This is a genomic window from Clostridium pacaense (assembly GCF_020709765.2).
Taxonomy (GTDB): domain Bacteria; phylum Bacillota; class Clostridia; order Lachnospirales; family Lachnospiraceae; genus Enterocloster; species Enterocloster hominis.
The window spans coordinates 269802-291368 of record NZ_JAJFEB020000005.1; the positions used below are offsets into that span (position 1 = coordinate 269802).

Below are 21567 nucleotides of genomic sequence, written 5' to 3' on the forward strand. Positions count from 1 at the left end.
CCCATCATTGTTTTAAGTTCTTTTTACGCTTTTATTATTAATTCATTCCATGCAGGATGCAGCTGTCCCTTCATGGAACCAGGGTATGTCCGGGACTCCGGAATCCCAGCCCATGGATATTTATGAGCATTTTACAGCCAATATCCTTTGTATATCGTCATAATGGGCTTCGCAGGTGACGCGGTAGTGTATCCAGCCGCCGTCGCCGCAGGGATATTTATGGTCAATGTACTCCCGGGCATATGGCTGCAACTCTTCATATATGGATTCAAACTGTTTATCCGATAACCTGACCATGACCGTAAACCCGTTGTTTTCAGCGAATACATTGCATATGAGCTTCTTCCCTATCCTGTGGGCAATTCCCCAGCCGTATCGGTTGCCATAGGGAAATGTAACCTGCTGCACGGTTTTGTAGTTTTCGGACATCCAGCTGTTCAGGCGGGTAAACCGTCCGGCATTGCAGCCGCAGTATGATGTCATCATGGTCATGGTTGGTTTTTCCTGCTTATTGAGCATCCTTTCGTACATAGGGCCTCCTTTTTTCCGTCCATCCCTGGATCCGGCGGCGTCAGGCGTCCATAAACCGGGCGCCGCCATTCCACCAGGATGATTGATACATCTGAATTATCTTTATATAGTTGATTTATCTGCCTTTTTGTGATTACGGAGATTGCAGATTTCCCGTTTTTATAAAGTCAATGAGCATCTCCACATCCTCAAACCCATCATAATCACCGTTTAACCCATCGCGGTGATAAACCACCCCAGCCTTCTCATTTGCCTCCAGGCAGTCTAAAAGCCGTTCTTCACCATACCTTTTTACAAAGAGGTTAAATGCATATGGCTTAATCTTTGACAATATACCTTTACGGCAGTCTTCCCCACAGACATAGCAGTGGCTGATTCCCTTTTCCAATGAACAGTTCCTGCTTTCACACCAGTCCTTGTCCTGGCATTCTCCTGAATCACAGCCTGCGCAGTGTGTATTTTCCGAACATAAACAGCAGGCAAGCCCGCATCTTGCAATTCCCAGTCTTCTTATCATCCCGCACCTCCCCTATCGGTTTTTATTAAGTCCAGTTTACTACATTTATGCCATATCGTCCACAGTGCCGGCCTCCATATAACCCAAACCAGCCGGATAATCATTTCATGCCGGGTTCAAAAACACAAAAGGAAATGCCGTCCCTCTGCCAGGACAGCATTTCCCCATTCATCCATATCTTTTACATATCCTTTATATATCCCTATATTACTGTGCTTCCTTTACAGCCGGAAGGATTACCTCCACCTCTGCATGGGGACGTGGGATTACATGGACAGACACCAGTTCCCCAACCCTCTGGGCAGCTGCCGCGCCTGCGTCGGTTGCCGCCTTGACAGCGCCCACATCACCTCTGACCATCACCGTCACCAGGCCGCCGCCCACGAATTCCTTGCCAATCAGCGTAACATTGGCTGCCTTGACCATTGCGTCTGCTGCCTCGATGGAACCTACCAGTCCTTTTGTCTCAATCATTCCTAATGCATCATACTTCATTTGATTGTCCTCCTGACATTTCTGTTTTTATTGTTATTTTATTGAACTATCTTTACCCTGGATGAGGAGCTTAAGCCCAGGGCATTGGCTTCCTCCGTGTCAATGTGGCATTCCAGGCCGGACTGGCCGGTTACGCGCACAATGGTGTTCCTTAAGATGCCGCCCCGGATTCCATCCACTTCCAGGCTTACCACCTGTCCGTCATGGACACCCATCCTGGCCGCATCCTCCGGAAGCATATGGATATGACGCTGCGCCACCATCAGCCCCTCTTTTATCTGTACCGACCCTTTCGGCCCAATGATGGTGATTCCCGGGGTACCATCCAGGTCCCCGGACAGCCTGGCGGTTGATTTTATCCCCAGCTTAAAGCTGTCTCCTGCCAGGATTTCCACCTGTGTCCTGCTGCGGACCGGGCCAAGGATCCGGACCTTTTCAATGGCCCCCTTTGGCCCGCAGATGGTTACTGTTTCCTTGCAGGCGTATTGTCCGGGCTGGGATAAATCCTTCATCCTTGACAATTCATATCCGGGTCCGAACAGGGCTTCCAGATTCCCCTGGGACAGGTGTACATGACGGTTGGAAACGCCTACCGGGATTGTATTATCCCGGGCATCCGGAATGCTTTCCCTGGCTGCTTCCATAAGAAGTTTTATGATTGCCTCATACTGGTCCATGACTCTCCCCTTTCCTACGCATCCTTCTGGTCCTTCATGGTGGTAATCAGCTGGCGCACAAGGGCTGCCAGCTTTTCATTTTCACCGGGTATGGCCTTGGCAGCTTCAGTGGTATCCGCGGCCCTGTCCGTATTCCTTGCATCATAGGCAGCCACGATTGCCGCCGGGCTGAGATTGCCGCGGCATGGCCCGCAGGCAGACGCTGCCTGGGCAGGGATGCTGCCGGCCGGCTGATCCGTCACAGCCATTCCCGGGTGAAAGGTTTTGTCATCTTCCATCAGCGTGGTACAGTCTTTCAGCCCATAGGCCACCTTCTTGATATTAATCAGCTGCATGGGGCTGACATTTTCCGAAACAGAGCTTCCCCCGCAGGTTCCGCAGCCCAGGGTGAATGCGATGTTAAGGCCTGTGCTGATTCCTGTGCCGCCCTGGCTGCCTCCGGTGTTGACAAGAATCCTGGATGCCGGCTTGGCAGCGAATTTAAGTACCATTTCCCGGTCCTGGGTATGCAGGCTCATGGTGTGGCCGATACCGTTCTGGAGAAGGTCAATGCTCAGCTGGCAGGCTTCCTTCCAATCCTTCACCGTGTAGAATCCCAGCACGGTGGTCAGCTTTTCATAAGACAGGGGGTATCCCTCGCCCACGCCTTCCTGCTCACCAATCAGGACCCTTGTGCCTTCCGGGATTGTGATGCCTGCGCCCTTTGCAATTGCCTGGGGGGAGCGGCCCACGAACCTGGCGTTCATGGCATGGCCGTTCTTAAACAGCAGGCCGCATACCTTTTCGGTCTCTTCCTTTGTCATGAAATACCCGCCCTGGGCCTTTAACTCCGCCACCACCTCATCATGATTGCATTCCTCGCAGATTATGGACTGTTCGGAGGCGCAGATAGTCCCGTTGTCAAAGGTCTTGCTGGCCATGATGGTCCTCACCGCATGGCTGACATCCGCGGTCCTCTCGATGTAAGCAGGGGAATTACCGGCCCCTACCCCGATGGCGGGCTTTCCCGCGCTGTATGCCGCTTTTACCATGCCCGGACCTCCGGTGGCAATGATGACGGACACTTCCCTGCAATGCATCAGTTCATTGGTTGCACCCATGGTCGGCATGGAAATACATCCAATCACATCCGCGGGCGCCCCTGCTTCTACGGCTGCCTGGCACATCAGCTGTGCTGCCTTCAGGGTGCATTTTGCTGCGGAAGGATGGGGTGAGAATACAATTGCATTGCCTGATTTAATGGCAATCATGGACTTGTATATGGCGGTGGAGGTGGGGTTGGTGGATGGGACAATACCCATGATCAGTCCAACCGGCTCCGCAACGTCCATGGTACCCCTGACCGTGTCCTCGCTGATGATCCCAACGGTCTTCATGTCCTTGATATCCTGGTAGAGAAGGGTGGATGCGGCGTGGTTCTTGTAGGTTTTATCAAGCACCTTGCCGAATCCTGTCTCCTCCACCGCCATCCGGGCCAGACATGCCGCGTGCTCCTCTGCGGTCCTGACCATGTTCTGTAAAATCCTGTCTATCTGCTCACTGGTATATCCAGCCATCTTCTTTGCTGCCGCTTCCCCCCTGCGGGCCAGGTCCCTGGCTTCCTGTATGGAGCGCAGGTCGTAATCGAAATTTTCCATGTGAAAATTACCTCTCTTTGCTATTTAACTGCTTTATATGATTGAAGTTCCCTATCACAGGTCCGCACAGTTGGCTGGATACGTGGCGTAGAATATCCTGGCCTTATCCGGCGACCCCCAGATGACCTTTGAACCGGATGGGACAAACAGGACATCGCCTTCATGGGCAGTGTATGTGGTCCCGTCAATGGTCACGTTCAGCGTGCCCTCGATGACATAATCAATTTCCTCGTAGGTCAGTTCCCATTCAAAATCCGAGTGGTCAATCACAAGGAAACCTGCGCTGATATGGGATTCCTCCTTGCTTATAAGCTCCTGATAGTACGCTGTGGCCTTGGGATTCCCGGTGTCGAACATATCCATTTTCACCGAATCCCCCCTCACCACCTTAAGACCGTTTGGATGGCTCTGAGCATCATAGGGTTTTAAAAACCCGTCCAGCAGCCTCTTATCCAGAAGCCCCTTATCCAACAGGGCTTTCAGCACCATGTAAATCTGATTGGCATCCATGTCCTGGCCGCCCGAAGGTGCATTGCCATCGCCGCATTCCTTTTTATAGGTAAATGTCACCCCAAGGGAGTCAGCCGCATCCCTTGCCGAAGGGGTGACAATGGCGTCCTGGTCAATGCACAGTTCTGTCTTCCCTTCCCCCTTCAGGGTTTCCACGTCTTTTGCGCAAACCAGCTGTTTCATACCCTCACTTCCTCTCTGCTCTTCTCATTGCTCTTCCCACTGCCTTTCTCACTGCCCTTCCCACTGCTTTTCCCACTGCCCTTTCCACTGCTTTTCCCACTGCTTTTCCCACTGCCCTTCCCACTGCTTTTCCCACGGTCTGCCTTCCTGCCTGTCACTTAAACCGTCTCCTGGCCGAAGGTGCAGTCCTCGTCTATGATCCCAACCACAACCGCGTCTACCGGAATCCCGTCATCCTTAAGCATCCGGCGGGCGGAGGAACCAGTGGTAATGATGACCCGGTCACCGATGCCCGCGCTGATGGTATCAACCACCACCATCTGTTCCCCTGCCCTGGCGCCGCCGATTATCTGAGCCAGCATCAGCTTACAGCCATTTAATGTCTCTGCCTTCCTGGTGGCCCATATGTTGTCAATGAGTCTTGCGGTTACCATCCTTCCCCTGCCTCCGTTTCCTTTTTCCGGATTTCATCCATCGCCGCCTCCACCGAGGCCGTATCGCCGAAAATGGCCAGCAGTATCATGTTCTGGGGACAGCTGCCACGTATATCTTCCACCGTGACCCCCACTGCCTTTTCCGCCACATCGGCGGCGCATACCATTTCAATCATCCGGCCCTGTATGAGGCCGATGGCGTCCGCCTGCCCTATGGGCTTTGACGGCCCTGACCCTTTCCTGCGGCACAGTATGTCGATGGTGCCCTGGGTGGGCGATTTAATGATTCGGTATTCCATAGACACCTTCATCCTTTCTTATATCTTTCTTACCATGCCTGCGGCATGTTACCTTCCCGTCCCCTTACCAGGCTGCCCGGCAGTTCATTGCGATTCCAAGAGGCGTCACAAACATGGGGTTGCCCGGCTTATAGGTAGGAATCCCGGTTTTCTTTTCAATGATTCCTTCAATCCCTGTCAGACAGCAGGTGCCCCCTACCAGGTAAATCCCATCCACTTCCCTGCCCTCAATGTGGCGGCTGATAATGGATGAAACCTTTTCAATCACCGGCTTTAGCACTGGTAACAGCTCCTTGTGGTTCTTTTTATCCCGTTTGTAGCATTCCGCATCAGCAAAGGACATCTTATAGGCGCCGGATATCACCAGGGAAAAATGGGTCCCTCCGGTAGGTTCATCCGCCACATAGACCACCTTTCCATCCTTCAGTACAGAGATTCCCGTGGTGCCTCCTCCGATGTCAACCACAGCCCCATTGCGTATCTTTAAAACCGCATTGGCAGCAGTCGGTTCATCGGGCAGGGCCGTGATTTCAAATCCGGCTCCCTGCACCACATTTTTAATGGCCCCGGAGTCCAGGGCGTCCGTGCCCGGCGGAATGGCGGCCGCCGCATAAAACAGTCCGGTCCCCAGCTTTTCCTCCAGCTCCTCCTTCATTTCCCTGACAATGCGGATGGCGCCGATGTAATCCACCACCATGCCGTCCCGCACCACATCCGCATAGCGGAAGGTTCCGGCCACCGGGCGCAGGTGTTCATCCAGGACAGCCAGCACCACGCAGGCGGTCCCAAGGTCAACACCGGTATAGTAAACTGCCGACGGTTCCCGGACAGGTTTTGCCATCACGGCTTCAAACTCCCTGACCATACGGTCGCAGGCCTTAAATGTTAATTCTTCTTTTGACACGTCTTTCCTCCAAATGCCTGGCAGATCATCTGTGACAGCCGGTTGATGATACGGTTAACGGTTCCCTTCTTATCTTCAGGCAGTGTCCATGACAGGATACGCAGCTCACACCTCAGGCAGTGAAGGAGGGCAATCTCACGTCCTCTGGGGGATTGGACATGGAATCCGGTGACTTCAAAGCAGTCTTCTAGCTGGCTGTCCCTGTTTTCCTGTGTGATTCCTGTACAGCTGGCCCATGGCGGCCCTGAATCCGGCATTTCCTGTGTGATTCCGGCCAGACTCCGCTCCAGCTCGAATATTTCCCGGGCCGCCAGCACATCCATATCCAGCAGGCTGGCCCCGGCCTCCAGGAACCTGGCCCGGACAGAGCGGATAATGGCCTCTTCCAGCGGATATGAGGCACCGTGGATTGGGGATGCCTTATCCTGTGCCTGATGTGTTGTTCCATCCATGGGCTGGGCTGTCTCCACGGAATCCTTGATTTTGACACCGCGGTCATTTAAAAACTGCCTTCCCCCTGGTGTCAGCCGCTCTCCTGCTTTTGTCTCATAGGATGGGAACGGGTGCTTCTTATAGGCGGCCCGCAGGTCATCCTCTGTTATGAACCTCATCCCAGGCCCCCTTTGCACAGCCTTCCATATATATCTTCCAGATCTTTTAAAGCAGGCTTTCTTGGGTTGGCAGCCGTACAGCCGTCCTCCAGGGCTTTTGCGGCCATGCTTTTAACCGACTGCAAAAACTCTTCCCTGTCAATACCAAGCTCCGTAACCTGCTCCGGTATCCCAATGCGCTTCATAAGGTTGCGGATCTGCCGGATCAGTCCGTGGACCGTGGCTTTCCCGGTTCCGGCTGAGATGCCTAACAGATTGGCAATCTCCACATAACGGGAAAGCGCTTCCGTCTCACCGGCTTCCTCCAGACCTGCATTATATGTAATCACATGCGGCAGCAGGATGGCATTGCTTCTGCCATGAGGAATATGGAAGCGGGCCCCCAGGGCGTGCGCCAGGCTGTGGCAGATTCCCAGGGAAGCGCCGTTAAATGCAATGCCGGCCAGGCAGGATGCATTGTGCATATGGGTCCTTGCGTCCATATTGCTTCCGTCGGCAACCGCCTGCTCCAGATACTTCCATACCATACGGACCGCCTTCTCAGCACAGGCATCCGTAAAATCCCCTGACTGAGTGGAAACATAGGCTTCCAGCCCATGGGTCAGCACATCCATCCCCGTGTCCGCTGTAATCCCGGAAGGCACCGTGGCTGTCAGTACCGGGTCTAAAAATGCCACATCCGGCACCATGGCAGGGTCTTTTAGCGGGTACTTGGCCTGGGCCTCTGGGTCTGAGATGACTGCAAAGGATGTCACCTCACTTCCGGTCCCGCTTGTGGTGGGCACTGCCACAAGGCGGGGCCTCTGTTCCTGTTTCATTGCCGCATAAAGGTGGCAGACCGCCTTGGCCGTGTCCATGGCGGAACCGCCTCCCAGTGCAATCACGGTATCCGGGGCAAAGTCTTCCATCCCTTCAATTCCCTGTGTCACCGCCTCAATGGTGGGGTCCGGCACAACCTTGGCAAATATCCGGCTCTGCGCCCCTGTTTCCTCTAGAAGTCCTTCTATCTCTGAAGCCTTTCCTGATTTCTCCATAAACGGGTCGCATATAATATAGGCCCTCCTGATTCCCAGGCTGTTTAACTGTAAAAGGCAGGCTTCTCCCATATATATCTTTGTTTTCATGATAAACTGTTCCATGTCCTGTCCCTCCTTTCTGTCATTTTTTATTTCAACCACATTTTATTCCCATCCCATTCCGGCGTTCTGCAGCAGGCCCTGATTTCACGGCACAGGGCTTTAAGCCCATCTCCGTCCTTTGCACTGGTCATCAGATATGGTTTCTTTATCCCTGCCCTTGCAAGCTGCCAAAAGCAGGGCTCAGGCCCTCTGCGTCCCGCCTGTATCAGGTCACATTTTGTCACAATCCCAAGCACCGGCACACGGAATGCCATGGCAAATCCCGGCGGGTAAATCTCCCTGTTCCCCATAAGATCCACCAGCATCAGGACACAGGATGCATCCTGGGCCGCTGCTATCAGATGGTGGCGCATCCATGGACTTTCCAGATAAGCGCCCGGCGCTTCAATTATAGTTCCCCTGTACACAAGGACAGGAGTCCGGCGGGACCAGGGGTCTATTGCTGTCCCCGGCCTGGTTTGGCTGCCCGCAGTTGTCTCCAGCCCGTTTTCCCCGCCCACCGTCTCCTTCCGGTTTTTGCTGTCCGCCGTGGTTCCCGCCTGTTCCAGCCACCTTTCCGCCTGTTCCAGCTGCCTTCCCGCCTGTTCCAGCCGCCTTCCCAGCAGGCTTTTCCCGCTGCGTCCTGCCCCGATTATCATAATCCGTTTTCTTCTCACGTCCTTGTAATCTCCGCCGCAGTGAATCCCAGCCGCCGCTTCAGCGTGTCGTTCACCGCCTTCAGGGCAGTCCCCACGCTCTCCACATCCCCGGCAATCACAACCGAACCAGTGAAGCGGTCCAGGAATCCAATCTGCACATCCGATGCCTTGGCCGCAATGTCCGCCGCAATGACAGCCGTCTCAAAGGGACTCAGCGTAAGGATCCCAATGGCCCCCTTGTCATCGATGCCAAGGCATTCATAGACCTCCGGCACCGGGGATGCTATCACATGGGCAATGGTTACCTGCTTACCCGGCACGGATTCCTCAATTACCCGTCTGACCTCTTTACCTTCTGTCAGGCACATGCTTAAAACTCCTCTCTCTGGCGTTTGTCCATATGGTCTTCCCTTATTAATGCCTCACCACGTTCACAGGGAAATCATAGGCTTTTATCCATCCTTCAATCCGGTCCAGGTCCTCACTGCTAAGGCTCGGATCGCCCTCAATGGGATAGGGCTTATCCAGCTGGTTGTATTTATTTACACCCATCTTATGGTACGGCAGCAGGTCAATCCCTTTGAAGTTCCTGTTTTCACGGTAGGGAAGAAGGAATTTTATGATCTGGTCAATCTCCTCCCTGCTGTCATTGATTCCCTTTAACATGGGCATACGGACCTTAACATTGAATCTGCGACGCAGGAGTTCATTTAAGTTATGGAGGATAAGCTCATTGCTGATCCCGGTCAGTTCATTGTGCCGGACCGGGTCCATGTGTTTCATGTCATACAGGAACAGGTCCACATACTCAGCTATCTGAAGCAGCTTTTCCGTTTTCAGATGCCCGCAGGTTTCGATGGCAGTGTTGATGCCCTCCTCCTTGCACGCCATCAGAAGGCTTTTGGCTGCTTCCGGCTGGGAGGTGCACTCTCCGCCCCCCAGGGTCACGCCGCCCCCGGATGTCTCATAGAAGGCAGCGTCCTCTTCCACCAGCTTCAGCAGCTCAGAGATGGTTTTCATCTCCCCGGTTATCTCGATGGCTGACTGGGGGCAGCTGGCCTTGCATTTGCGGCAGCCCGTACAGTCAATGTCGCGCCGTATCATATGCTTTCCTGTTTCTTTTGACAATACATGGATTCCCACCGGGCAGGCATTTACGCATGCGCCGCAGTCCGTACAGGAGTTTTTCTTAAACATGACCTGTATCCTGCGCTCCATCCCTTCCGGGTTGGAGCACCACCTGCAGCGCAGGGGACAGCCTTTAAAGAAAACAATGGTGCGGATTCCGGGTCCGTCATACATGTTGTATTTCTGCACATTGAAAATCAGCGCCTTCCTCTCGATTCCGGCCGTATTTGCATGTTCCATTCTTCCATCTCCATTCATTCCTGCCTGCTTCTATAACTGGGTCAGCATGGTCCTGCTTATGATTTCATCCTGCACATCCCTGCACAGCTCCACGAAAAAGGCGCTGTAACCAGCCACGCGCACAATCAGGTCACGGTACTGTTCCGGATGTTTCTGCGCCTCAATCAGCGTGTTGTTGTCCAGGTAGTTGAACTGCATCTCGCCGTTGCCCAGCATGCAGGCCGTGCGCAGCAGCGTAATCAGGCTCTCCTCGCCCTGGGGCGTATCCAGAAGCCCTGCCATGATTTTAAAGTTATGTACCATTCCGATGTTCATACTGTCATTGGACATCTTGGACACGGACTTGATGATGGCGGTCGGCCCCTTGTAGTCAGCGCCCTGGGTCGGGCTGATTCCATCGCTGAGCGGCAGCCACGCATGGCGGCCATTGGCAGAAGCCCCTGTCATCTGTCCAAAGGGCGTATTATTGGAAATGGACAGGGTCCCGTGGCTCAGGACCGAATACAGGGTCTTGTATTTCCTGTGTTCCCGCTCCGTGAAATTCACAAGGTCGGCGGCAATCAGATCCGCGTAATCGTCATCATTTCCGTACTTCGGCGCATTTAAGCAGTCGGTACGGATCTGCCCATACCCCTTAAAGTCCGCTTTCAGGGCTTCATTTATCTGCTCCAGGGTGTATTTCCTATCGTCAAATACCAGTTTCTTTATGGCTGCCATGGAATCCGTATAAGTAGCCAGTCCGGACCAGACAACGCCCGGTCCAAAGTTATACATGGCGCCTCCTGCGGAAACATCCTTTGCCTTCTCCATACAGCCCTCGTACATGATGGACATCAGGGGCTTTGGCGCCAGGTCGCGGTGGACGCGCTGTGAAATCACCGTGGCCACATCGGTCCACTTTGTAATGAACCTGATTTCCTCCTTTACCGCTGCCTCGAATTCCTCATATGTCCGGAACCGGCTCAGGTCCCCCATGTCCGGGCACACCTGCTTGCCGTACCACAGAGGGACTCCGTGGTTTAACACCAGCTCGATGCAGATAGGCCACTGGGTATAGGCGGTGGAGGTCCACTGGTACAGACGGCCGGATTTCTGCGGTTCCACGCATCCCATAAGGCAGTAATCCCTTGCGTCCTCAATGGACACGCCCTTTGCCAGCATCATCTTTATGTGCGCGTCATCAAAATGGCAGGCCGGGAAGCCCATGCCGGAGCGCACCACATCCACGATTTTCTTCAGATACTTTTTCGGCGACTTGTTGTGGATGCGGCAGGCCAGGGACGGCTGGTAAATCTTCACATGGCGCACGGCATCCATCAAAAGGTAGGTCAGTTCATTGGTGGCATCGCGTCCCTCCCTGGTCACGCCGCCCACACACATGTTCACGAATGGCTGGTAGCCCGCAAAGAACTTGGAACCGCCTTCGCTTGTAATCCACATCATCTCGGACATCTTGATCAGCATGCATCCTGCCAGTTCGAATGCCTGGAAGTCATTCATACGTCCGCTTTCAATGTCCGCCTTATAGAAGGGATACATGTACTGGTCCACACGACCGATGGACATGCCGGTCTGGTTCTCTTCCACCACCAGAAGGGATTCAATGGTCCACACAGCCTGGATGGCCTCCCAGAATGTCTCTGGTTTATGGGCCGGCACCCGCGCATTGACCTCGGAAATCCTGAGAAGCTCTGCCTTGCGCTTGGGATTGGTTTCCTTTTCAGCCAGTTCCCTTGCATATCCTGACATCCTCCTGGCGTAAATCATCACGCCTTCCGTGGTATCGATGATGGATTTGTAGAAATAAATCTTCTCAATATCATCCGGGTTCTCATAATCCAGCTGCTCCAGATGGTCCATGGCTTCCTTCTGGATATCCAGCATTCCTTTTTTCATCAGGATCACATCGTACCCAGGATTGGAATCACCGCCCCCGTTCAGTGCATGGTAGGAACAGTCAGACACAAAGGATTCGCCGGACAGTTCCCAGACCCCTGCCTCGCGGTACTGGTCCTCGCAGTACTCATCCACGGATTTGCCCTTCCAGAACGGGAACAGCTCCTCCCTCATGATTTTCTTATCTTCTTCGGAAATATAGAATGGGTCCTGAGGTCTTGTTCCGATGGTGTCAATCTCATCCTCCATCCATCTCCATGCAATATCCGGTGAAAATGCACCTGCCCTGGGTGCGCCGCAGGGAGCGCCAACAATCAGCTCATTGTCCTGGATGACCAATGGCGCTGTCTCACAGCAGTAGCGGAAGCATTTGGCCCGCAGCATGATTTTTGGCATTCCAGGATTCTCCCTGGCAATCTTGGTGATGGCCCGCGCACGGTGCGTGGTGATGGTCGGCTTATGGGTCAGATAGTTCTCCTTCAGGGCCTGGAGACGGGCGGTGATGCCGTCCGGCAGGGAGGTTCCCTGTACAGCACCGCTTTCCTGCACGGATCCACCGCACTGCACAGCCCCATTTCCCTGGCCGCTCCCAACTTTCGTAATCTCATCGGCCACGGTTTCGAACATTTTCATCAGTGAGGCTTTCTCTTCCGGAGACATGCCCTTTGCGGCTTCCGCCAATTTATTTGAAAATTCACGAATATCCAATATATTCCCCTCGCTTTCAGCTTATTTATTTTCCTTGTGGGAATTGTTTCAGCATATTATCAGCACTTTATGCTATCGGCTGCTATATTCAATCCTCAAGCTGCCGCAGCACTGCCCTCAGCAGTCCTGCCACATCCAACGTATCCTCTTTCCGTTTTTCATCCCTGACTGCTGCTGCATTTTGGTCCGCAGGCATATCCGCACCGGCCCTCACAGCCTGCCCCCGGCCTGTACCGCCATCGTCAAAGGCTTCCGGTTCCGGTATCTCCCTTACGCCCCAGGCAGCATTTCTCATATACACCAGGTTCATGGGCGATACGTTGTCGCTGGTAATGCCCAGTCCTGCGGTCAGGCCGCCAAGGGTCATGGACGGGAACAGGTCCGTGGTGACGCCCATGGCGCCAAAGGCAGCCGGGGTATTGACCAGAATCCTTCCCACTGGTTTCTTAAGCATGAACTGCCGGATCACATCCTCGTTTTCTGAATGGATTACCAGCGTGTGTCCGCAGCTTTCATTGACCAGCAGCTCCATGCACTTTTCACAGGCATACATCCAGTCATCCTCAATATAGAATACCAGTACCGGGCATAACAGCGCGCCGGAATACGGATTAAAATCAGTTATGTACGTTTGCTGGGATACCAGCACCTTTGTATCTTCCGGAACTGGGAATCCGGCTTTTTGGGCCAGCCAGACAGCCGTCTTTCCCATGTATTCCGTCTCCCTGCCGCCGTTTGGCCCCAGCAGGCCGATCAGGCGCGCTTCCTCCTCCTCATTCATGAAGTATGCGCCCTGGCTGAGCATTTCCCTTTTGGCTTCTGCTGCAGCCTGCCGGTCAGCGACCACATACTGCTCCGCTGCCGCCAGGGTTCCGCAGTCAAAGGAACGGCTTGCGATAATGTATCCCACGGCCCGTTTCACATCCGCGGTCCGTTCAATGAATACAGGGCTTGGGCCGATTCCTCCGCAGATTAACGGTTTCCCGCTTTCCCGGCATGCCTTAAGGAGTCCGGGGACCCCGGTATTAATCACAAGTGAGGTCAGGGGATGGCCCATGAGGGCAGCCGTCCCTTCCTTGCCCACCGTACCCAGACATGAGACTGCGCCCTGGGGCAGGCCCGCTGCTTCTGCTGCCATTGCCAGCAGCTTCACGGTTTTCTGCACCGTCCGTCCCGCCCTTGGATGGGGAGCGAATACTACCGCATTGCCGGATTTAACGCTGATTGCTGCCAGGAACAAGGTGGTGGACACCGGGCTTGTGGCCGGAACCAGGGCCGCGATGATTCCCAGGGGCACGCCGATTTTGGCGGTCTTACTGCCGGGATTTTCTTCCACCAAGCCTACGCAGCGCATTCCTTTAAGGCTCTGTGACATCTGGTTCCACACCAGACAGTTCTTCCTGTATTTATCCTGCCAGTTCCCGTATCCTGTTTCCTCTGCTGATTCCACGGCCAGTTCCTTAAGACAGCCTTTGATGGCTTCCAGCATGGCCCAAAGGCAGCGGTCCAGCTTTTCCTGGGTGTACAGGGCCAGGGCCTTTTTTGCTTCTCCTGCATGTTCCATCAGGATTCTGGCTTCCTGGACAGAAAGCAGGTCCTTGTCAATAAATTTCATATCAATGCCTCCATTCCATTACCCCTGAGGCAGAAGACCCTCCAGTGAGTAGCGGATCATGATCTTCTCCAGATGGGGATGGGGCCTTGGGATCACAACGGAGCTGTAAACCCCGGCTCCCATGGCATCCACTGCCTTTATCCCTGCCTCAACAGCGGTCCTGCAGGCTCCTACATCCCCCTGCACCAGGACGGATATGTATCCCGAGGCCACGTTCTCATAGCCAATCAGCTCCACATCCGCCGCCTTTAGCATGGCATCCGCTGCTTCCAGAACAAATACCAGGCCAAATGTCTCTATCAGTCCAATGGCTTCATATCTTTCCATATGTTTAATTCCTCCCTGCTAGTACAGCATTGCGTAAATAACGGTGAAGTCAGTGCCTGATATCTGCGTCAGGAGTGCGTCTGTAAAGCGACGGCGTAGTGGGCGCTACGACTAGCTTTGCAGGCGTGCTCCTGGCGTAGATAGCGGGTGCTGGATTCACTGGTATTTATGCAAGGCTGTACTAGTTATTATGGGCGCCCTGCCGGATTGGACGGCTGCGCCGTTTCAGGTATGCCTGCACGGACATCCGCGCCGGTTCAGGCGTCTATATCATGAACCGACACAATATCCCCCACCCCGCGGATGGGCCTTGGCATTACATTTTTGGCCGTCAGCTTCCCGATGGCAGCTGCCGCTGCCGCGCCTGCTTCCACAGAGGAACGGACCGCCGCCACATCCCCTTTTACCATGATGGTAACAAGGGTGGAGCCTACATTTTCATAGGAAACCAGTTCCACATCCGCTGCCTTGAGCATCTTGTCGGCTGCTTCCAGGGCGGGAACCAGACCCACTGTCTCCACCAGCCCAAGGGCCTCCTCGCCATAATATCTCATATACGGTACCTCCTATCAGCCGCACATACGGTATTTTTCCGGTACATATTTCTCAACCGTTGATTTCCCGTCTCCGTTGATGGCATAGCGCAGGGAAAGTTCCCCTGCTTCGTCCAGTTTGTAGCTCTTAAGGTCCAACAGCCCATTGGCTTCCAAGGACATCACATGGTCCAGGAAACGCGCTTTTGTAAACTGGCGCTCATTGCCGTACCGTGGCTTTAATGCCTCCATTATTTCCTTTATGTCCGCGCTTTCCACGCCGTATAAATAATTTAACACCGCTGTCCTTGCCGGTAATAACATTTTCCTATTCTCCCTTCTTAAGCAGATCCAATGGGTTCATGGTCACAAGGATTGCCCCGGATACGATTACGATGGAACCGATTACAATGGTGGCTGTAAGCTGCTGTCCCAGGAACATGACACAGAACAGTACGCCCCAGAAAGCATAGGTTACATTCAGGGACATGCCGATGGCGCAGCCCACCGTGGAATTGCTCTTATACCAGCATACAAAAGACACGGCCGCGCTTAAACCGGAAAGGGCCAGCCAGATAAGGGGAAGCCCCGCTGCAAAGGTTCCGCCCAGAAGCGCCATACCTCCAACCAGGGGGACAATCACCGCCAGGTCCACGATGCCGGATATCAGTTCCCTCAGGTTCACCGCCACATCCGTGTCAATCATGGCTCCGCCGTAGCTGGAAAGCATTCCTTCCAGTCCCCAGCTGACTGCTGCAATCAGGGCGCAGATAATGCCCAATGTGAAATTGGGGCTGCCCTCAGGCTTAACCCAGTTGATTATGATGGCGCCCGCCACACAGATCACCATTCCTGCCACCACGCGCCTGGTAGGCTTCTGCTTTAAGAAAATCCATGCAAAAACCGCTCCGAACAGGCTGCAGGTGGCGGATATGGGGATGGCGTAGGCGCCTGCCATGGCCAGGCCCACCAGATAGGCCCCGTTGGCAATGGGTCCGCCAAGGAGGGAACCCAGCACGATCATCTTGCCGGGAAATGTATGTAAACTCCGCAAAAGCTCACTGAGCCTTCCGCATCTTGCATTGTATATGGTCAGCCAGATACCTGCGAACAGGTCATTCAGCCCTGAGCAGACATAGGGGGCCGCCAGCACCCCGGCCGCGCTCAGAAGAGGCTCGTAATATCCCGCCACCAGCACCAGGGTGGTGTAAATCCCATAGGTCAGGCCGGATAACAGGCCGGTTGTTATTCCTGTCACTCGGAATTTCTTGTTTACCTGTTTCATTTTGTCATCAGCTGTCATGGGGACTGCTGTCCCGTAATTTACTGCTGCACCTTCTCCGTTCATAGATGGAATCTCCTTTTAGTCACTATTCTGCTGTTCTGGTTGTTCCCGGAAGTATGGTTTCCACCTCGCTGTGGGGACGCGGGATCACATGGACGCTTACCAGCTCCCCTACCCTTCCTGCGGCAGCCGCCCCTGCGTCCGTAGCAGCCTTGACAGCGCCCACATCGCCTCTGACCATGACTGTCACCAGGCCGCCTCCAATCATTTCCTTGCCCAGCAGCGTGACATTTGCAGCCTTTACCATTGCGTCGGCTGCCTCAATGGAACCTACCAGCCCTTTTGTCTCAATCATTCCCAATGCATCATATTTCATTGTTCATTACTCCTTTTCTTTCACCTGACTGCACAGTGTCAATATGCACAAAAGCAGGATGTGTGATTTTGTTTTAATGGTTTTGTGTCTGGCCTTCACAAATTAGAAAACATTTTGAATCAGCAATATTACTAACTTTTAAAATGCACTCCATGTTTTTCTATGCATTTAGTATAGACCATGCCCTATGGTGGAATGTCAACCGTTTTTTTGAGATTTTTTTAACCAGCAGGAAAAATAAAGGATGAATGTAAATGGACAATTCTGGAAACCCTTGCAATATATGGATTTTTGGGCGGTGATATCCGGAATCCCGGACAAAAAAAGAAGCAGGCACCAAGGTACCTGCATGTCAAAAAACGACAGTTTTATGCTCCATCCATTTACCGGACGGAAAGGAAACCGACATTTCCCCTCTTTATGTCCATTACAAATCTTTCCCCTAAGGGGAAGCTTTTGAAGGGCTTAGGGCCCGTCCATGACAGGCACTATCACCTCGGTCACAAATTCTTCCGGGTTCCTGGTTGTCCAGTAGTCCACCACGTACCGCTCATAAGACTCAGGGCCGCACTTATATCCCCTGTCCCTTGCCCAGTCCCGTATCTTCTTATAAGATTCCCCAATCCGTTCCAATGCACCCAGATGATATACCGTCACCGCCATGATCCCGCCGAACACGGTCTTGTTGGTGCCAGCCGTACAGGGCCGGACGGGCCTCTGCATGATTCTGGCCCGGGTGATGGTCCCTTCCATCTTATCCGTCCAGGAGGGGAACCTTAAGATTACCTCCCCTGCAATCTCATTGTTCACACTTTCCAGATAATTCACCCATTCAATATTGATGATGGATTCCATGTAGCGGTAGGAAAAATCCTGGTCCATATAACAGTAGTCAGCCGTGTTTATGTATTTAATCCCAGCTTCCTGCACATTGCTCCTGGACACCAGCTGCGCCTCCTGGATCAGCTCATACCAGTCCTTTACAGCCATATAGCTGTTGTGGATTTCCTGCTCCTGGATCCTCAGTTCATCAATTTTACTGATGAAGTTCTGCTTCACGAAATAATAGGTGTTCCCCTCCACCAGGTCCTGCATTTCCTCCAGCTTAAACCCCATCTGCTTGTAATACTTAACGATAGGCACCGTCAGCAGTGTTTCCCTGTTATAATACCGGTAACCGTTCTCCTTACAGATCACATCCGGCGTGATGATCCCAATCTGGTCATAAAAACGAAGCGCCTTTTTTGAAATGTTGCATATCCTGCTCACTTCCCCAATTGAATATAACTTTTCCTTCTGCATGATCCCCGATGTTACCCCCTGTCAGTTTTTAGGAACCAGCCTTCCCGGCTGTTCCTGTCATTCAAACATGTCTATACACATAAGTATAAACCTTCCCGTTATGTGGAATGTCAATAACCATTGGCGGCGCTCAAAATCCCTAAAATCAGCGCAAAAATGAACACCCGGCGCCGCGCTGTGTCAGCCAGGCCGCAATACCGGGCCAGTAAACAGGGCAATCCTCCCCTGCTTTTCCATCCGCTCCTGTCTTGGTCCATTTCCCCCTTCCCCTATAGTGGAAGGTTTTTCATCCGGGCGGCGGGGTAACCATTACAATGATTTCCGTTACAAATTCTTTTGGGCTGCGGGTGGTCCAGTAATCAACCACATACCGCTCGCAGCACCCTTGGGCACAGGTATAGCCCTTAAGCCCTGCCCATCCAAGGATCCGCTCATAGGCCTGTCCAATGCTGTCATAATCCCCCACATGGTAAGTACAGGCAGCCATCTGTCCGCCGTACAGGATCTGGGATGGATCCTCCTGGTCCGGCCAGACCGCCTGCTGCATGATCCTTGCCCTGGTACAGTTCCCGGCCATCTTATCTGCCATGGACGGGAACTGGAGGATGACCGGTCCCGTAATCCGCTGCCCGGCCTGTTCCAGATAATTCGTCCAGCTGATGTTAATGACAGACTCCATATACTGATAGTCAAACTCCTGGTCCATATAACAGCAGGAAACCGGGGTTATGTAGCGCAGGGACACATCCCGGATATTGTGGCGGATTACCAGTTCCGCCTCCTTCACCAGTTCATACCAGTCCCTGACAGCCACATAACTGCCCTGGATTTCCCGCTCCATGTCCTTAAGTTCACTGATCTTACTGTGGAAATTCTGCTGCAGGAACTGATACGTGTTCCCGCCCAGCAGTTCCTGCATTTCCTCCAGCTTAAACCCCATCTGCTTATAGTATTTCACCACCGGTACCAGCAGCAGGGTCTTCTTGCTGTAATAGCGGTAGCCATTCTCCTCGCTGATATGGTCCGGGGAAATGATCCCGATTTTATCATAATAGCGCAGGGCTTTTGTGGATATGCCGCAGATGCGGCCCACCTCCCCTATGGTATACAGTTCCTTATCCTTCAAGATAATACCGTTCCTTTCCCTGGGTCTTCTTCCTGTACTCCACCGCTGTCACCGGGCAGCCGCAGATGCAGGCCATGCACTGGGTGCATTCGCTGCCCCAGACGGGCTGCTTCCCCTCCATCCTGATATTGTTAAGGGGGCAGAGGGATGCACATTTCCCGCAGCCGATGCAGGCAGATGTGGTGTGATACCCCTTTGCTGTCACGAACAGGGGATAGAACAGGTCATTGACAATACCGCTTTTAAGGGCATTGGCCACGGTCGGTCCCTGCTCCGGGAACTTCCTGCCCCCGCCCACCAGGGAGGCGGCAAGGAGGATCGGCTCCTTTGCCCTGCGGATGATTTCCTGTATCTCTTCCCTGCCAGGCGCCTGGTACATGGTGATATAGTTCTCCGGCATCCGGATTCCCATAAGCCCCTGATATGCCAGCCCCTTCCGTGCACACAGCTTTTTTGCATACTTCCCGGCCATTCCCACGTCCCCGCCGCAGGTCAGCACAAAATAGATATCCGCATTCCCCTCAAAGGCCGTTTCCAGGATAAACCGTTCCACCACCCTTGGAAGCCGCCACGCATAAACCGGGCTGACCACCACAAAGGGCGTCTTGGACACCAGCGCCTCACGGTTCCCTGTCTTAAGGCGGTCATTGATGGACACGGCCTCATCCTTCAGTTCCTCTCCCATCATCTTTGCCACATACCGGCTGTTGCCTGTTCCGCTGAAATACAGTATCATATTTTTCATCTCCTGTTATTATTTATACGCTGCAGTGTCTGCCAAAGCTTCCGTATCAGCTGTTTTCCCACACTGGTTGACGCCCTGGACCTACAGGATCCGTTTTATCAAGATTATACAGGAACAACGGAATTATTGCAAACTTGACAGCGCATGGGATTTCATGCTATACTGGCGTTACAAAAATTTCAGTGTGGATTTTTCTAGTTTTGACTCTTTTCGCCACACAATTGTCTTATAGGCAATTGTGTGGCTTTTTTGTTTCTCATATCTGGAAACGGAACTGCTGAACGGAATATGGAGGTTGTATTATGATGAACGATGATTTTATGAAGGAAAAGCCCATTCTGCCGCTGCTTACATCCATGGCATTCCCCATGGTCATTTCCATGCTTGTGGGTTCCCTGTATAATATTGTTGACAGCTTTTTCGTTGCACAGATCAGCGAAAAGGCTATGACTGCATTGTCCCTTGTTTTTCCGGTGCAGAATTTCATTAACGCTGTTTCAATCGGATACGGCATTGGTATCAATGCATTGATTGCATTCAGCCTGGGGGCCGGGAATAAAAGCAAAGCCAGCCTCACAGCCACCCAGGGGCTGTTATTCTCAGTCATACATGGAATCCTTGCAATGGCTGTGTGCATTCCCATCATGCCTGCATTCCTGCGGCTCTTCACATCGGATGGGACTGTCATAGCACTGGGGGTACGTTATTCTTCCATTGCATTCCTGTTTTCACCAATCATCATGGCAGGGCTTTCCTTTGAAAAGATTTTCCAGTCCGTGGGCAGGATGAAGATTGCCATGGCAAGCATGCTGTGCGGATGTATTTCCAATATCATCTTAGATCCGCTGCTGATTTTCGGGATTGGTTTTTTCCCGGAAATGGGGATTACAGGCGCTGCCATTGCCACCGGGATCGGGCAGATCATCACATTAGGAATCTACCTGATCATGTACGTGGCACACCCTATTCCCGTGCATTTCAGCCGCAGGTATCTGGCTTTTAACAAATCCGTGGATGTCCGGCTTTATGCCATCGGGATACCCGCCATGTTAAACCTGGCCCTTCCCTCCCTTTTAATATCATTCCTCAATGCCATCCTGGCCATGTATTCGCAAAGCTATGTTGTCATATTAGGGATTTATTATAAATTACAGACGTTCCTTTATCTTCCTGCCAATGGGATTGTACAGGGAATGCGCCCCCTTATAGGCTACAATTTGGGCGCGGGGGAACACGGAAGGGTTAAGAAAATATACGGTATGACCCTATGTATGAGCGGTATCATAATGCTTCTTGGGACCGTGGCATGCCTGACGTGGGCCAGACAGCTGATTGGACTGTTCACGGATAACCCGGAAACAATCCTGGCAGGACAGACAGCCCTGCGCATCATCAGCGCCGGGTTTATTGTATCCGCTGTCTCAGTCACATCCTCGGGAGCATTGGAGGGACTTGGGAAAGGAACCCAGTCCCTCATAATCTCACTGTTCCGGTATCTGTTCATCATCATCCCGGCAGCCTCCCTCTTATGCAGAATCATGGGACCTGTGGGGGTCTGGAATGCGTTCTGGATAACGGAGTTCATGACGGCCGTCATAGCAGCCATTGTCTACCACAGGTCAGTAAATATGGCGGGCGGTGTCCGTGACCATGCCTGCCTCCGCAAGAAGGAGTCCTGCTGACGGCGGAATCCCTTGGCGGATCCTTATGG

The 21567-nt window shown here is 53.0% G+C and carries 26 protein-coding genes; 1 reads left to right on the forward strand and 25 read right to left on the reverse strand.

Features of this window, described 5'->3' with window-relative positions; genetic code table 11:
- Window positions 1-120: 120 nt before the first annotated feature.
- The 25 genes from LK536_RS41195 to LK536_RS41315 all read right to left on the reverse strand — a co-directional run bounded on the left by LK536_RS41195 (window position 121) and on the right by LK536_RS41315 (window position 19847).
- Window positions 121-531: a DUF3788 domain-containing protein gene (locus LK536_RS41195; RefSeq protein WP_227795911.1), complete on the reverse strand. Its 411-nt coding sequence runs from the start codon at window positions 529-531 to the stop codon at window positions 121-123.
- A gap of 133 nt (window positions 532-664) precedes the next feature.
- Complete coding sequence (locus LK536_RS41200) at window positions 665-1048, reverse strand: DUF3795 domain-containing protein (protein WP_227795910.1); 384 nt, start codon at window positions 1046-1048, stop codon at window positions 665-667.
- Between the two features lie 207 nt (window positions 1049-1255).
- Entirely contained in the window at window positions 1256-1543 is a 288-nt protein-coding gene (gene eutM / locus LK536_RS41205; RefSeq protein WP_008717088.1) for an ethanolamine utilization microcompartment protein EutM, read from the reverse strand.
- A gap of 38 nt (window positions 1544-1581) precedes the next feature.
- Complete coding sequence (locus LK536_RS41210; protein WP_227795909.1) at window positions 1582-2220, reverse strand: phosphate propanoyltransferase; 639 nt, start codon at window positions 2218-2220, stop codon at window positions 1582-1584.
- A gap of 14 nt (window positions 2221-2234) precedes the next feature.
- The gene (locus tag LK536_RS41215; RefSeq protein WP_227795908.1) at window positions 2235-3857 is read right to left on the reverse strand and encodes an acetaldehyde dehydrogenase (acetylating); all 1623 of its coding nucleotides are present in this window, start codon (window positions 3855-3857) and stop codon (window positions 2235-2237) included.
- 54 nt (window positions 3858-3911) lie between these two features.
- On the reverse strand, window positions 3912-4550 hold the full coding sequence (locus tag LK536_RS41220; protein ID WP_227795907.1) for a EutQ-related cupin domain-containing protein: 639 nt from the start codon (window positions 4548-4550) through the stop codon (window positions 3912-3914).
- Window positions 4551-4554: 4 nt separating this feature from the next.
- Window positions 4555-4686, reverse strand: coding sequence for a hypothetical protein (locus LK536_RS41225; RefSeq protein WP_268886859.1), 132 nt, complete (start codon window positions 4684-4686; stop codon window positions 4555-4557).
- A gap of 22 nt (window positions 4687-4708) precedes the next feature.
- A complete protein-coding gene (locus LK536_RS41230) occupies window positions 4709-4984 on the reverse strand; it encodes a EutN/CcmL family microcompartment protein (protein WP_008717097.1) in 276 nt (91 codons plus the stop codon).
- Complete coding sequence (locus LK536_RS41235; protein WP_008717099.1) at window positions 4978-5283, reverse strand: BMC domain-containing protein; 306 nt, start codon at window positions 5281-5283, stop codon at window positions 4978-4980. Before LK536_RS41235 ends, LK536_RS41230 begins: the two co-directional genes overlap by 7 nt.
- A 64-nt stretch (window positions 5284-5347) precedes the next feature.
- Window positions 5348-6187 (reverse strand): ethanolamine utilization protein EutJ, encoded by an 840-nt coding sequence (eutJ, locus tag LK536_RS41240; protein ID WP_025486861.1) that lies wholly within the window; start codon window positions 6185-6187, stop codon window positions 5348-5350.
- A complete protein-coding gene (locus tag LK536_RS41245; protein WP_227795906.1) occupies window positions 6169-6798 on the reverse strand; it encodes a hypothetical protein in 630 nt (209 codons plus the stop codon). The genes eutJ and LK536_RS41245 overlap by 19 nt, the downstream gene beginning before the upstream one ends.
- A complete protein-coding gene (locus LK536_RS41250; RefSeq protein WP_227795905.1) occupies window positions 6795-7937 on the reverse strand; it encodes a 1-propanol dehydrogenase PduQ in 1143 nt (380 codons plus the stop codon). Before LK536_RS41250 ends, LK536_RS41245 begins: the two co-directional genes overlap by 4 nt.
- Window positions 7938-7963: 26 nt before the next feature.
- Window positions 7964-8593, reverse strand: coding sequence for a EutP/PduV family microcompartment system protein (locus LK536_RS41255; RefSeq protein WP_227795904.1), 630 nt, complete (start codon window positions 8591-8593; stop codon window positions 7964-7966).
- Window positions 8590-8943, reverse strand: coding sequence for a BMC domain-containing protein (locus tag LK536_RS41260; protein WP_227795903.1), 354 nt, complete (start codon window positions 8941-8943; stop codon window positions 8590-8592). The genes LK536_RS41255 and LK536_RS41260 overlap by 4 nt, the downstream gene beginning before the upstream one ends.
- 46 nt (window positions 8944-8989) lie before the next feature.
- Window positions 8990-9943, reverse strand: a complete 954-nt coding sequence (cutD, locus tag LK536_RS41265; RefSeq protein ID WP_040379571.1) for a choline TMA-lyase-activating enzyme — start codon at window positions 9941-9943, stop codon at window positions 8990-8992.
- Window positions 9944-9973: 30 nt separating this feature from the next.
- Window positions 9974-12547, reverse strand: a complete 2574-nt coding sequence (cutC, locus tag LK536_RS41270; protein ID WP_227795902.1) for a choline trimethylamine-lyase — start codon at window positions 12545-12547, stop codon at window positions 9974-9976.
- 88 nt (window positions 12548-12635) lie between these two features.
- Window positions 12636-14162 (reverse strand): aldehyde dehydrogenase family protein, encoded by a 1527-nt coding sequence (locus LK536_RS41275; RefSeq protein WP_227795901.1) that lies wholly within the window; start codon window positions 14160-14162, stop codon window positions 12636-12638.
- A gap of 18 nt (window positions 14163-14180) precedes the next feature.
- Complete coding sequence (locus LK536_RS41280; RefSeq protein ID WP_025486853.1) at window positions 14181-14489, reverse strand: BMC domain-containing protein; 309 nt, start codon at window positions 14487-14489, stop codon at window positions 14181-14183.
- A gap of 257 nt (window positions 14490-14746) precedes the next feature.
- Complete coding sequence (locus LK536_RS41285) at window positions 14747-15043, reverse strand: BMC domain-containing protein (RefSeq protein WP_008717115.1); 297 nt, start codon at window positions 15041-15043, stop codon at window positions 14747-14749.
- Window positions 15044-15058: 15 nt separating this feature from the next.
- Entirely contained in the window at window positions 15059-15346 is a 288-nt protein-coding gene (locus LK536_RS41290; RefSeq protein ID WP_025486851.1) for a hypothetical protein, read from the reverse strand.
- Between the two features lie 4 nt (window positions 15347-15350).
- Window positions 15351-16370 carry a DMT family transporter gene (locus LK536_RS41295; RefSeq protein ID WP_120057874.1) on the reverse strand — a complete coding sequence of 340 codons (1020 nt, stop codon included), beginning with the start codon at window positions 16368-16370 and terminating at the stop codon, window positions 15351-15353.
- A gap of 22 nt (window positions 16371-16392) precedes the next feature.
- Entirely contained in the window at window positions 16393-16683 is a 291-nt protein-coding gene (locus LK536_RS41300) for a BMC domain-containing protein (protein ID WP_008717118.1), read from the reverse strand.
- 465 nt (window positions 16684-17148) lie between these two features.
- Window positions 17149-17985 (reverse strand): MerR family transcriptional regulator, encoded by an 837-nt coding sequence (locus LK536_RS41305; protein WP_227795900.1) that lies wholly within the window; start codon window positions 17983-17985, stop codon window positions 17149-17151.
- 286 nt (window positions 17986-18271) lie between these two features.
- On the reverse strand, window positions 18272-19111 hold the full coding sequence (locus LK536_RS41310) for a MerR family transcriptional regulator (protein ID WP_025486849.1): 840 nt from the start codon (window positions 19109-19111) through the stop codon (window positions 18272-18274).
- Window positions 19101-19847 (reverse strand): EFR1 family ferrodoxin, encoded by a 747-nt coding sequence (locus LK536_RS41315; RefSeq protein ID WP_227795899.1) that lies wholly within the window; start codon window positions 19845-19847, stop codon window positions 19101-19103. The genes LK536_RS41310 and LK536_RS41315 overlap by 11 nt, the downstream gene beginning before the upstream one ends.
- A gap of 314 nt (window positions 19848-20161) precedes the next feature.
- Here LK536_RS41315 and LK536_RS41320 point away from each other — a divergent pair, with 314 nt between their 5' ends.
- On the forward strand, window positions 20162-21538 hold the full coding sequence (locus LK536_RS41320) for an MATE family efflux transporter (RefSeq protein ID WP_227796031.1): 1377 nt from the start codon (window positions 20162-20164) through the stop codon (window positions 21536-21538).
- The last annotated feature ends 29 nt before the right edge of the window (window positions 21539-21567 follow it).

What these genes read in the sequence shown, in the direction of transcription:
- LK536_RS41195 (WP_227795911.1), bottom strand. Translation starts at nt 531, where the DNA reads ATGTACGAAAGGATGCTCAATAAGCAGGAAAAACCAACCATGACCATG.
- LK536_RS41200 (WP_227795910.1), bottom strand. Translation starts at nt 1,048, where the DNA reads ATGATAAGAAGACTGGGAATTGCAAGATGCGGGCTTGCCTGCTGTTTA.
- eutM (WP_008717088.1), bottom strand. Translation starts at nt 1,543, where the DNA reads ATGAAGTATGATGCATTAGGAATGATTGAGACAAAAGGACTGGTAGGT.
- LK536_RS41210 (WP_227795909.1), bottom strand. Translation starts at nt 2,220, where the DNA reads ATGGACCAGTATGAGGCAATCATAAAACTTCTTATGGAAGCAGCCAGG.
- LK536_RS41215 (WP_227795908.1), bottom strand. Translation starts at nt 3,857, where the DNA reads ATGGAAAATTTCGATTACGACCTGCGCTCCATACAGGAAGCCAGGGAC.
- LK536_RS41220 (WP_227795907.1), bottom strand. Translation starts at nt 4,550, where the DNA reads ATGAAACAGCTGGTTTGCGCAAAAGACGTGGAAACCCTGAAGGGGGAA.
- LK536_RS41230 (WP_008717097.1), bottom strand. Translation starts at nt 4,984, where the DNA reads ATGGTAACCGCAAGACTCATTGACAACATATGGGCCACCAGGAAGGCA.
- LK536_RS41235 (WP_008717099.1), bottom strand. Translation starts at nt 5,283, where the DNA reads ATGGAATACCGAATCATTAAATCGCCCACCCAGGGCACCATCGACATA.
- LK536_RS41245 (WP_227795906.1), bottom strand. Translation starts at nt 6,798, where the DNA reads ATGAGGTTCATAACAGAGGATGACCTGCGGGCCGCCTATAAGAAGCAC.
- LK536_RS41250 (WP_227795905.1), bottom strand. Translation starts at nt 7,937, where the DNA reads ATGGAACAGTTTATCATGAAAACAAAGATATATATGGGAGAAGCCTGC.
- LK536_RS41260 (WP_227795903.1), bottom strand. Translation starts at nt 8,943, where the DNA reads ATGTGCCTGACAGAAGGTAAAGAGGTCAGACGGGTAATTGAGGAATCC.
- cutD (WP_040379571.1), bottom strand. Translation starts at nt 9,943, where the DNA reads ATGGAACATGCAAATACGGCCGGAATCGAGAGGAAGGCGCTGATTTTC.
- LK536_RS41275 (WP_227795901.1), bottom strand. Translation starts at nt 14,162, where the DNA reads ATGAAATTTATTGACAAGGACCTGCTTTCTGTCCAGGAAGCCAGAATC.
- LK536_RS41280 (WP_025486853.1), bottom strand. Translation starts at nt 14,489, where the DNA reads ATGGAAAGATATGAAGCCATTGGACTGATAGAGACATTTGGCCTGGTA.
- LK536_RS41285 (WP_008717115.1), bottom strand. Translation starts at nt 15,043, where the DNA reads ATGAGATATTATGGCGAGGAGGCCCTTGGGCTGGTGGAGACAGTGGGT.
- LK536_RS41290 (WP_025486851.1), bottom strand. Translation starts at nt 15,346, where the DNA reads ATGTTATTACCGGCAAGGACAGCGGTGTTAAATTATTTATACGGCGTG.
- LK536_RS41295 (WP_120057874.1), bottom strand. Translation starts at nt 16,370, where the DNA reads ATGAACGGAGAAGGTGCAGCAGTAAATTACGGGACAGCAGTCCCCATG.
- LK536_RS41300 (WP_008717118.1), bottom strand. Translation starts at nt 16,683, where the DNA reads ATGAAATATGATGCATTGGGAATGATTGAGACAAAAGGGCTGGTAGGT.
- LK536_RS41305 (WP_227795900.1), bottom strand. Translation starts at nt 17,985, where the DNA reads ATGCAGAAGGAAAAGTTATATTCAATTGGGGAAGTGAGCAGGATATGC.
- LK536_RS41315 (WP_227795899.1), bottom strand. Translation starts at nt 19,847, where the DNA reads ATGATACTGTATTTCAGCGGAACAGGCAACAGCCGGTATGTGGCAAAG.
- LK536_RS41320 (WP_227796031.1), top strand. Translation starts at nt 20,162, where the DNA reads ATGAACGATGATTTTATGAAGGAAAAGCCCATTCTGCCGCTGCTTACA.